Below are 10,789 nucleotides of genomic sequence, written 5' to 3'. Positions count from 1 at the left end.
GAACGATGGCAGGTAAAATAGGTAAGATCGTTAACTTTCTGGGCAATATGGGACCGCGCTACGTGGCGTTCCGCGTATCGCATTTGCTGCAAAGCAAGTCGGGCTTGTTCAAGAAGAAATTTCCGGCCGCACCTGCCTTTCAACAATACCTCACACTATCGGACTGGAAAAAGCAACCAGTGAAATTTTTCTTTGACAGCAAAGAATCACTGAGCTTTCCGCGCACACCTGACAAAGAACTGAAAGATCGCTATGAGCAACTGAAAGATGGCAAGCTGCTTATGTTCAATAGTATACTTGCTGATCTTGGCAAAGACTATGACTGGGTGACGAACTATGATTCGGGCTACAAATATGATATCAATAAACACTGGACAGAAATAAGCGACTATTCGAAAGAAGCCGGTGATATAAAATTTGTGTGGGAGAAGTCGAGGTTTTCGTACATCTACGACATCATTCGTTACGACTACCATTTCAATGAAGACTGCAGCACAATGGTGTTTGCAGACATACTATCGTGGATAAAAAGCAACCCGGTGAATTGCGGCCCAAACTACCGTTGCAGCCAGGAGATGTCTTTAAGGGTATTGAACTGGACGTTTGCCCTGCATTACTATCAGAATTCACCCAACCTGACTAAAGAAATATTTGGCCAGATACAGTATGCCATTTACTGGCATGTGCATCATGTATATCACAACATCAATTTTTCGAGGATAGCAGTAAGGAATAATCACGCTATCACCGAAACACTGACATTGTATATAGCGGGATTACTGTACCCTACCCTACCAGGAGCTGATACGTGGAAGAAGAAAGGTAAAGCATGGTTTGAAGAAGAGATAGCCTACCAGGTATATGATGACGGCACGTTTTTACAATATGCTATGAACTACCACAGAGTAGTGATGCAGCTGATGACGTGGGCCATATCTATCGCTGACCTGAATAAGGAACGCTTCAGTGACATAGTTTATCAGCGTGCTAAAAGATCATTCCTGTTCCTACGTACCTGTATGATAGAAGAGAATGGCTACCTGCCCAACTATGGTGCAAATGATGGTGCACTATTCTTCAGGCTGAGCAGTACGGACTACCGCGACTACAGGCCACAGCTGCAGGCACTGGCACTTGCAGTGGGAACAGAGCTTAAGTTCAATGACCATAACGAAGATGCACACTGGTATGGCATTTTTGAGAACGCACGAAAAACATGGCAGCCGGCTGATGGTATACATTCGTTTCCGAAAGGCGGCTATTATGTGATACGTGAACCGCAGACGCTCACCTTCATTAAATGCGGCAGTTATAAAGACAGACCACAGCAAGCTGATGCGCTACACCTGGACATCTGGTACAAAGGTGAAAATATATTACCTGACGCGGGCAGCTACAAATACAATACAGATGCTGAGACCATAAGGTATTTCAGCGGGACAGCATCTCACAATACAGTAATGCTCGATGATAAAGACCAGATGTTGAAAGGCGGTCACTTTATATGGTTTTACTGGACTCAGGCTACAAAAGCAGCACTTACTGAGGATACTACCAGCTATACTTTTGATGGTGCAGTGAACGCATTTATTTACCTGGATAAAGGTATAGAACACAGGCGAACGGTAGTTAAGAAAAAAGGCAGTCCGGAATGGGAAATAAGAGATGAGATAGTGAATAAGCCTGCGGGAATGAAGATGCGGCAGCTATGGCATATGCTACCGGCCAACACAAAAAAGATAAAAATAGTTACTAAGGACACAGATAATAAAGAACTGAAGCCGGAGCAAGGTAAGGGATGGTATTCATCGAGATATGGGGAGAAAGAAGCCAGTGTTGAATACGTTTACAGTACCGACAAGAGCGTACTTAATACAACAATAAAAATGTAGTACCGGCTGAGTGGTGCAGAGTTAGCATCTGGCGCATTACCTTTAACTGCTGACACGATCAGAATAAGACCTTAATTGAACAATGAACGTACTACTACTACATCAATATTTTTTGGAAGAAGATGATCCGGGTGGATCGAGGTGGAATGAGCTGACGCGCGTGTGGACAGAGATGGGCCACACTGTAACTGTACTTGGCGGCATGATGCATGCAAACGGACTTGAGAAAAGACCGGAGTATAAGGGTAAGCACTTTGTAAAGAAACAACAGGGCGATGTGACCGTATGGCGCTGTCATGTGTCGGAGTCGTACAACAATGGTTTTGCTGGAAGGCTGTGGGGATACTTTTCATTTATGTTCTCATCGTGCTATGCAGGGTTGTTTAAAGCGAAGGGGAAATTTGATGTAGTTATTGTTACATCACCACCATTATTTGTAGGTGGCAGTGGCTACCTGATATCAAGATTAAGAGGTATGCCATTTGTATTTGAGGTGCGCGATCTGTGGCCCGAATCGGCGATTGATACAGGCGTGTTGACCAATGGGATGGTGATAAAACTGGCGTATTGGGTAGAGCGATTTATCTACAAACGCGCGAAGCTGATCAACGTGCTGACGCCTGCATTTTATAAGACACTTAAAGAGAAAAAAGGCATAGCTGAAAGCAAACTAATACAGATATCTAATGCATCGGATTTCAGTTTGTCTGAGACGTTGTTGCAGACATTGGATGTTGCTGCATTCAGGAAACAGCATGATCTGGAAGGCAGGTTTGTGATCACTTATGTGGGAGCGCATGGTGTTGCCAACCACCTGGAACAGATACTGGATGCGGGTGAGGCATTGAAAGATACCAATGTATTGCTCCTTTTGATAGGGCAAGGAATGGAGAAAGCCCGCCTGCAGCAAATGGCCAAGGATAGGAATGTACCCAATGTACGCTTCCTTGATTCTGTGCCGAAAGCCGAGGTGTTCAGGTATATACTGGCATCAGAAATGGGGGCTTCAGTATTGAAACGAGTAGATACGTTCAAGACCGTGTATTCCAACAAGACGTTCGACTATATGTCTTGCAAGAAACCAATACTGATGGCCATTGATGGTGTATCTCGTGAGTTGGTAGAAGATGCAGGTGCAGGCACCTATGTGGAGCCCGAGAACACCGCAGAATACAATCGTATTATCCGCGACTATATAGCCCACCCCGAAAAGCTGATCACACAAGGTGAGAGTGGCTACAGGTATGCAAAGGAGAACTTTGACAGGGAGGTGCTTGCGAAGAAGTACATAAATCATATCAGCAGTATCATCAACAAAAAATAACATGGCAGAGATCAAACGCAGTCTTCCTTCAACGTTGTACATACACCTGGTGAAACCGCTCGGTGATCTTGTTGTGGCGCTGATCGTATTTTCTGTACTGTCACCATTGTTTCTTGTACTGGTAGTGTTACTGGCGATAGCTAATGACGGCAAACCATTCTTCTTTCAGCCAAGGCCGGGGAAACGAGAAAAGATATTCAAGGTGGTGAAGTTCAAGACGATGAATGATAAGAAGGATAAGGACGGCAACCTGCTTTCTGATGCGGAAAGGCTTACCTCAATTGGCTCTTTTATCCGCAAAACATCTCTTGACGAATTGCCACAAATGATCAATGTGATCAAAGGGGATATGAGTATTGTAGGGCCTCGCCCGTTGTTGGTAGAGTACCTGCCGTTATATAGCGAAACACAGAAGCATCGTCATGATGTAAAACCCGGCATTACAGGCTGGGCGCAGACAAATGGCCGTAATGCCATTGGTTGGAAACAGAAGTTTGAGCTGGATGTATGGTATGTAGAGCATATTTCGTTTGTGCTCGATTTTAAGATATTGTTACGCACCGTGTCTAAGGTGTTCAAGTCTGAAGGTATCAGTTCTGATACGTCTGCAACAATGGAGAAGTTTAAGGGAGAGTGTTGAGGTGAGAGCGGGTGTAGTGTATAAAGGGAGAAGCCCTGAAAGGGCTAATAATGTTAGCCCAGGGTTTTAACCCTGGGAATAAGGTAGGAAAACCATAAAATAATGACTATGGGACAATCACTAATAAACAACTACGTGCACATTATCTTCAGCACAAAAAATAGAGAACAACTTATTTATCCCCCCGTTGAGCAGGAATTGTATGACTTTATTGGGAAAGAATGTACTCGGCTTGCATGTCAACCATTAAAGGTTGGCGGACATGTTGATCACGTTCATATTCTTTGCATGCTGTCCCAAAAGATAGCCTTAATGAATTTGGTTAAAGAGATCAAAGCACATTCATCTATATGGATGAAATCGCAGGATAAATCTTTGAATAGCTTTTACTGGCAAAATGGGTATGGTGCCTTTTCAGTCAACCCAGCAGAAACAGAAAAGGTCATCGCTTATATTGATAACCAACACGAGCATCATAAAAGCAAAACATATCAAGATGAATACAGAGCTATCCTGAAAAAGTACAAGGTGGATTATGATGAGCGGTATGTGTGGGATTGATGCCGTAGCTGGTGTATAAATATACCCGGGGTAACATGATTAGCCCTTCTACTGCTTGCCAATTACATTCTTTTACCCAGGGTTAAAACCCTGGGCTAACATTAGTAGCCCTTTCAGGGCTTATGGGTTGTTGCTTCTCCTTACCCGGGGTTTAAACCCCGGGCTAACATTAGTAGCCCTTTCAGGGCTTATGCGCTGAATAACTTTTCTCCATCAATTAAACACCTTATTGTATTCCATTACAAGTTTTATTTCGCTGTAGGAGTAGTCGTCGCCGAGGGCTTCTTTGAGTACTTTGAGACCGGCGTATTGGCCGGAGATGCGGATGGTGGCAATGATCTTATCTACCTTGTAGGGAGATACAAGTTTGAAGATATCTATATCTCCCGTAGTGATATACTTAGTGAGGTGCGACTCTACTGTGCTTATTGCCAGTTTACGGGCCTCGGCAATTTCTTCCATGCTGAGACCTTGTTTATACATGCCCAGGGTTACTGCATTGGTATTGCCTGCTGCGGGGGCCTTATCTGTAGATGCCTTCTTTATTGTCTTTGGTATCTTCAGATGCATGCGGGGCTCCAGGTTCTTTTCCTTTATTGCCTTCTTCACTTCGTCAAGAAATGCCCCACCATATTTACCCACCTTATAGTCACCAAAGCCGCTGATCTGTTTCAGTTCATCGAATGTTTGGGGCAGGTACATGGCTATTTCTACAAGGGTGTTATCGGGCACTATGTTGTAAGCAGGCACATGCTCTCTGTCGGCCAGCTCGTAGCGCACGCCTTTTAGTTCTTTCAATAGGCCCTCGTCGTAAGTGAATTCCTCTTCTTCCATAACCGAGAGCTTCTGCTCTTTCTGCATCACCAGCATTAATTTGGATTCGCCTTTGAGGATGGCTTTGCTTTTGTCGTTGAGTATGAGGGCGGCGTACTGATCGTTTGATCGCTCTATGAATCCGTTATTGAGCATCTGTCGGGCCAGCCATTCCCATTCTTCCCTTTTCAGGTCTTTACCTATGCCGTATGTCTTTAGTTCTTTGTGGGCCGGTTGTATCTTCTCCGCACTGGAACCACGCAAAATATCTATGATGTAGCCAACGCCATAACGCTCACCGGTACGAACTACTGCCGACAAAAACTTCTGTGCATCAACGGTTGCATCGCGTTCTTCGAGGGAGCTCATACAATAGTCGCAACTACCGCAATAGGCAGGGAATGGCTCTCCGAAATACTGCATCAGGTACTGACGGCGGCAGGTATCGCTCTCACAGAACTGCTCCATCTTCTTCAGCTTATTCATCGAGATGACCGTCTGTTCCGCATTACCTTCTACAGTGGCAAAACCTTTCAGCTTCATTATGTCTCCACGAGAGTAAAAAAGGATGGCATCACTCTTCAATCCATCACGACCGGCACGGCCCGTCTCCTGGTAGTACCCTTCTATATTCTTGGGTACATCGTAGTGAATAACAAAACGGACATTTGACTTATCGATACCCATACCGAAGGCAATGGTAGCGACGATCACTTTTACTTCATCTTTCTGAAAGGCTTCCTGTACCCTGCTGCGCTCATTGGCGTCTATACCGGCGTGGTAGTAGGCCGCCTTTATACCCATTACATGCAGCTTACCTGCAATGTCTTCTGTAGATGCGCGGGACAGCGTGTAGATAATACCACAGTCGTTGCGGTGCTTCATAATATACTCGGCAATACGCGCCATTGTGTTTTGCTTGGGGCGTATGTAGTAGTAGATATTAGGTCTGTTGAAACTGGATATAAAGACCTTTGCAGAAGGGATATCGAGCTTCTTAATTATATCGTCCTGCGTCAGCTTATCGGCACTTGCAGTTAAAGCTATAACAGGTGTTGTAGGAAAGCACTGTTTGAGTATAGCCAGCTTCAGGTATTCCGGACGGAAGTCGTGACCCCATGAGGAGATACAGTGGGCTTCATCTACTGCAAATAAAGAAGGATTGAGTCTTCTTAAAAAATCTATGAAGGCGCTGCTATTGGCAGGTATACGCTCAGGAGCAATGTAGAGCAATTTTACATTTCCTGCCTGTGCCTGCATGATCACCTCGCGCTGCTCATCGGCAGACTGTGAAGAGTTGAGGAAGGCGGCGTGAATACCATTGGCCAGGAGTGAATCGACCTGGTCTTTCATCAATGCTATAAGTGGAGAGACTACTATAGTGATACCCGGCAATAGCATGGCCGGCAATTGGTAGCAGATACTCTTACCACCACCTGTGGGCATGATACCCATAACATCGGTACCAGCTAAAACGTTTTGAATAACAGAAAGCTGATCGAGACGGAAATCGTCGTAACCAAAGAAGTGTTTGAGTGCCTGTTTAAGTTTGTCGGTGGTGTAGGTAACCATAGTGACTAAAGTAAAAAATGAAAAGTAAAAAGTAAAAAATATTTTGTGGGTTGGGTGTTGTTTTACACAACGGGTAGGTCGCGATGGCTCATTTGGGGCGGAGACGCAAAATCTTGCGTCTCTACGAACGTGTGCTGGCAGCTTGGTTGTTTGCCAGACCGACAACGGGCAATGCTTGGTATCCGCTACGACAATCTCAAAGAGAAACGTCCCGATACCGAATGTCGCGCTTCGACGAGGCTCAGCATGACATTCGGAAAGAAATTCTCACCGGTACAAATTACACAAACGCCATACCTGTAACGATAAGGTTGCTACCGCCGCGGGCGAGGATCTTGCCTTCCATGTCGTAAACGTGGCACTCTACGTTGATGATCTTTTTACCTGATCGCATTACCTTGGAATCTACTCTCAATCGCTGGCCAACACTGATAGCATAAAGGAAATCAACATTAAGGGTAAGAGATGTATAATGCATTTCAGTATCCAGGCTTACTATTGCCCAACCTATGGCTTCATCTATCACCAGACTCATCATGCCCCCATGTATATTGCCATAGGGATTTGTCATCTCTTCCCGCACTTCCATGGTGAGTGTAGCACTCCCCTTCTCGATATGTTCTAATGTAAATTTCAACCAGTTACCTGCCGGAGAGCGGGAGTCTGTAACTTCTTTCCCTTCGTATGTATCCTTCACCCACTGCATCACCTTTCCTTTCGGTATGTCTTTATAACCCATGGCAATTTCTTATTTGAGGATGTAAAGATACGTATGTGGGGGGTGTCTGAAGCGTATTTGTCTGAATCAGGATGGTCAGGATTTCAGGAAAAGGAGGAGGCGAATTTATGAAATGGACACTTGAGTAATACAAAACGAATACGTCCCGTACTAATGCCGATACTCACCATAACATTCGATGGAAACATCCGAAAATTGTACAGTTAACGCAGGGCAGGCGCGAGGCCAGCCCCTACGGTATATTGGTAAATTTTTGTTCACCCATTATTTATCCTCATTTTCTTTTTCCTGTTCATCATCATCGCCCACATGGAGTTTGTGGAAGAAGCGGTGGGCGGCGGGAGCGAGAATAAAGCCGATATTAGTAATGAAGACCACTCCGCTAAATAAGGCATAGGCAGAAGAAAATATTTTGCCGGATACGTTCTTAACTTCGGCAACAGGCCCCATCCCACTGAGGATCATTGAGCCATTGTGCAGGGCATCTATCCAGGGTATATCAGCTATGTAATGATAACCTAATACACCAATTAGCAGGCAAATACCCAGTATAAAAAAACCTATTGCCATGCTCCTGAATATACGGTAGTAAAACACACTTTGAGGAGCGAGCGGCTCATGTTTGCTCTCGAACATATTGTAATATACAACAGGTAATAGCCGGATATCCGAGCCGACTTTCTGCTTAACCAAAATTACCAAATATTACAGTAGGCAGGGCGACAACTTTAGTGGTGGCATAATTTATGTATGTTGTTCCATTAAAAACTTCCACAAATTCAAAATATATGAAAATGTCCAGATTACTCACCTACGCCACTGCAGGAATAATAGTTGGCCTATTATTGGAAAACACATTCCTGGAAGTAAAACAAGATACTGAAGCCAAAGCTCGCAAGCTGAAAAAGAAAGCTGAAGAAATGCTGACGAAGAAAAGCTAAAACATGTTGTGCAACATGCAAACACTAAAAGTGTTCCGTGCCAAAGGGCGCAGAACACTTTTAGTATTTAAAGATGTTGATCTAATTCGAGACCAATGAACATCACCATGCGTAAACTGTTAGCAATGTGCAGATCCACATTAACTGTAAATGCTATTTCACCACAGATAAACGTTGAGTGAATGCACCGACTGTAGTATGCAGTACAATATTGTAAATACCCGGCGCCAAAGAGGCGGTGTTGAAACTGAGACTATGTGCCCCTATATTCATCTGTTCATTAGCAACTGTGCTAATGACACGGCCCGTAACATCTACCAGCTGAACCTGCATATTTGATGGCGCATTAAGTTCGAAAACAATTGTTGCATCGCCTTTTGCTGGGTTGGGGTACACATTCAAGTTTAGTGTCTGAACTTCAACCTGAGATACGCCAACAGAAGAATGCAGATTTATATCATCCACATAAATATTGTTTCCGTGACCGCTGATTGCCTTGAACGCTAAAATAGCACCGGCCGGAACAGCGGAGGTATTTACACTTTCTTGTCTCCAGTCAGCCGCTACGGGTACAAAGACACTGAATGTATTGGCCGTCGTACTTAGTCCAGAGCCGCCTTTGCTGTAAAGATCAACCCACGTAGTACCGCAGTCTGTTGAATAAACTACTTCAAGACTATCCTCACTTACAGAATTATATCTGGCGTAGGCCACCCAGAAACTAAGTGTGGTACCCGCACCTAGCACAGGTGTAGGAAGAAGAATATAGTTGGTCTCCCCTTCCTGGTAACTATAGCCATCAAACTTTGCCGCCTTAGTACCCGAGCTATGATTACCGGCAGTTGATAAAGCCCAGTTGTCTCCGTTACCGTTCGCATCAAAGAACAACCAATTAGCAGGGAGTGACGCTTCAAAGTCGGCGGTCATCGGCAATGCATGTGTAGTTGAGGACTGCACCAGAATAACAGTACCTGATAGATTATTTATAACATTGACATCAGTGGTGCCATTTGGCGAAGCTACAGAATCGTAGAGCGTATGAGCACCTGTGGTGAGTGTTGATGCCGTAAGTGGTACATTTATACTTGCACCCGCGGGCAGCGAACCTGTCCATGCCTGAGATACCATTGCACCACCATCAATTTTATGATAGATAGTAGCAGATGTAAGTGTTACAGAAGCCGTATTGGCAAGAGTAACAACAGGTGACACCGAGCCGCTTGTACCAGGCACACAGTACCCTGAAGGTGATGACGTAAGGCCGGCATCGAGTGTTAGTGTCAAAGGCGTAGCTTTTGCTGCCTGAGCGATAGACAGGTTATTATCGTCCTGTATCCACACAACCATATAGGGCGATTTGCTTTTATCTACCCATGACGGCACTGTACCGGTGATGGTGTAAGCGTGAGTTTCTCCTGTAGCCCATGTACCGGTGAGTGTTGTACCATTTACATCCGGGTACATAGCCTGTACCACGTTTTCAAAATGCGTTTCGCCATTAGAGCCCGGAGGTGTAGCAAAATTATTGGTCTGCACCAATGCCGCGCGCAGCTTTACATTGGGAGTAGCGCCAAAGGCGGTCCAGGCGGCAGTACAGGTAACATTAACCGTTGTAATAACCTGATCATAAGTACTGTTCCATGCACTGGTAGCTGTTAAGGTAAAAGAGTCGGGCCTGGCAGCTTCCGCATCAATATCAGCCTGAGTAAAGCAATCGGGATGACCAGGATCGGAGCCTCCGTGACAGCCAGGGTTGGGCTCAGCACCGTCATAACGACCATATGGCGCATATGGCACACTATAATAGGCCTGACGAGGTACATGTATTGCAGCTGTACGATCGCAATAAAAACCTGGTGAAGGGATTGGTACCATGTATGCTATATGAATGATCTTGGCCGGATTAGTACCACTGTTGCACAGCGTCCAGAAACCGGGATTTGTGCTTGCGCATGGTCCGCAGTTCTCTCCTGTAAATTCTTCATGCAGCGTCATACGCTGCGCATTCGCATTCAATGATACAGAAGCTACCGCTACCGTAAGTAGAAAATTTTTCATTTTTAATTTTTAGTTATTGAAAATTGATCTTAATAGGTAAATACATCATAAAAGCCGCTCCGGACAAGACTTCCATGTCTGTATTCAATGAATACTGACGACCTGCACTGATGAAATGTTAGTAAGAGCGTACATTATTTTTTCGCTCAACTGACACGCATTACTGAGGTACAGGCTAATTATTTCCTTACAGTTAATATCTCAAAAAATTTGTAGTGAAAGAAAGGTAAACGTCTCCATACATAGCAA

General features: G+C 44.7%; 9 protein-coding genes. 5 read left to right on the top strand and 4 right to left on the bottom strand.

What is annotated here, in order from left to right:
• Window positions 1–5 precede the first annotated feature (5 nt).
• From CJD36_RS13630 to tnpA, 4 genes are all read left to right on the top strand, one after another.
• Complete coding sequence (locus CJD36_RS13630) at window positions 6–1,892, top strand: alginate lyase family protein (protein ID WP_105039731.1); 1,887 nt, start codon at window positions 6–8, stop codon at window positions 1,890–1,892.
• Window positions 1,893–1,974: 82 nt separating this feature from the next.
• Window positions 1,975–3,216: a glycosyltransferase family 4 protein gene (locus CJD36_RS13625; protein ID WP_105039730.1), complete on the top strand. Its 1,242-nt coding sequence runs from the start codon at window positions 1,975–1,977 to the stop codon at window positions 3,214–3,216.
• A 1-nt stretch (window position 3,217) separates the two neighbouring features.
• On the top strand, window positions 3,218–3,856 hold the full coding sequence (locus tag CJD36_RS13620) for a sugar transferase (protein ID WP_105039729.1): 639 nt from the start codon (window positions 3,218–3,220) through the stop codon (window positions 3,854–3,856).
• 108 nt (window positions 3,857–3,964) lie between these two features.
• On the top strand, window positions 3,965–4,417 hold the full coding sequence (tnpA, locus tag CJD36_RS13615; protein WP_105039913.1) for an IS200/IS605 family transposase: 453 nt from the start codon (window positions 3,965–3,967) through the stop codon (window positions 4,415–4,417).
• Between the two features lie 213 nt (window positions 4,418–4,630).
• On the opposite strand, the gene recQ is transcribed toward tnpA, so the two are convergent.
• The 3 genes from recQ to CJD36_RS13600 form a co-directional block, all read right to left on the bottom strand.
• Complete coding sequence (gene recQ / locus CJD36_RS13610) at window positions 4,631–6,802, bottom strand: DNA helicase RecQ (RefSeq protein WP_105039728.1); 2,172 nt, start codon at window positions 6,800–6,802, stop codon at window positions 4,631–4,633.
• 280 nt (window positions 6,803–7,082) lie between these two features.
• Window positions 7,083–7,541 (bottom strand): PaaI family thioesterase, encoded by a 459-nt coding sequence (locus CJD36_RS13605; RefSeq protein WP_105039727.1) that lies wholly within the window; start codon window positions 7,539–7,541, stop codon window positions 7,083–7,085.
• A 264-nt stretch (window positions 7,542–7,805) separates the two neighbouring features.
• Window positions 7,806–8,177, bottom strand: coding sequence for a hypothetical protein (locus tag CJD36_RS13600; RefSeq protein ID WP_105039726.1), 372 nt, complete (start codon window positions 8,175–8,177; stop codon window positions 7,806–7,808).
• A 158-nt stretch (window positions 8,178–8,335) separates the two neighbouring features.
• On the opposite strand from CJD36_RS13600, the gene CJD36_RS23260 reads away from it, so the two are divergent.
• Window positions 8,336–8,482 (top strand): hypothetical protein, encoded by a 147-nt coding sequence (locus CJD36_RS23260; protein ID WP_161499313.1) that lies wholly within the window; start codon window positions 8,336–8,338, stop codon window positions 8,480–8,482.
• A gap of 153 nt (window positions 8,483–8,635) precedes the next feature.
• Here the strand turns inward: CJD36_RS23260 and CJD36_RS13590 are convergent, their stop codons facing one another.
• Window positions 8,636–10,540: a T9SS-dependent choice-of-anchor J family protein gene (locus tag CJD36_RS13590; RefSeq protein ID WP_105039724.1), complete on the bottom strand. Its 1,905-nt coding sequence runs from the start codon at window positions 10,538–10,540 to the stop codon at window positions 8,636–8,638.
• Window positions 10,541–10,789: the final 249 nt, after the last annotated feature.

The organism is Flavipsychrobacter stenotrophus (assembly GCF_002954265.1).
GTDB lineage: Bacteria > Bacteroidota > Bacteroidia > Chitinophagales > Chitinophagaceae > Flavipsychrobacter > Flavipsychrobacter stenotrophus.
The sequence above is the reverse complement of the archived record's forward strand: the minus strand, read 5'-3'. Positions and strand labels throughout refer to the sequence as shown.

Coding starts and splice junctions, on each gene's coding strand:
- CJD36_RS13590 (WP_105039724.1), bottom strand. CDS start 10,540: ATGAAAAATTTTCTACTTACGGTAGCGGTAGCTTCTGTATCATTGAAT.
- recQ (WP_105039728.1), bottom strand. CDS start 6,802: ATGGTTACCTACACCACCGACAAACTTAAACAGGCACTCAAACACTTC.
- CJD36_RS13620 (WP_105039729.1), top strand. CDS start 3,218: ATGGCAGAGATCAAACGCAGTCTTCCTTCAACGTTGTACATACACCTG.
- CJD36_RS23260 (WP_161499313.1), top strand. CDS start 8,336: ATGTCCAGATTACTCACCTACGCCACTGCAGGAATAATAGTTGGCCTA.
- tnpA (WP_105039913.1), top strand. CDS start 3,965: ATGGGACAATCACTAATAAACAACTACGTGCACATTATCTTCAGCACA.
- CJD36_RS13625 (WP_105039730.1), top strand. CDS start 1,975: ATGAACGTACTACTACTACATCAATATTTTTTGGAAGAAGATGATCCG.
- CJD36_RS13630 (WP_105039731.1), top strand. CDS start 6: ATGGCAGGTAAAATAGGTAAGATCGTTAACTTTCTGGGCAATATGGGA.
- CJD36_RS13605 (WP_105039727.1), bottom strand. CDS start 7,541: ATGGGTTATAAAGACATACCGAAAGGAAAGGTGATGCAGTGGGTGAAG.
- CJD36_RS13600 (WP_105039726.1), bottom strand. CDS start 8,177: ATGTTCGAGAGCAAACATGAGCCGCTCGCTCCTCAAAGTGTGTTTTAC.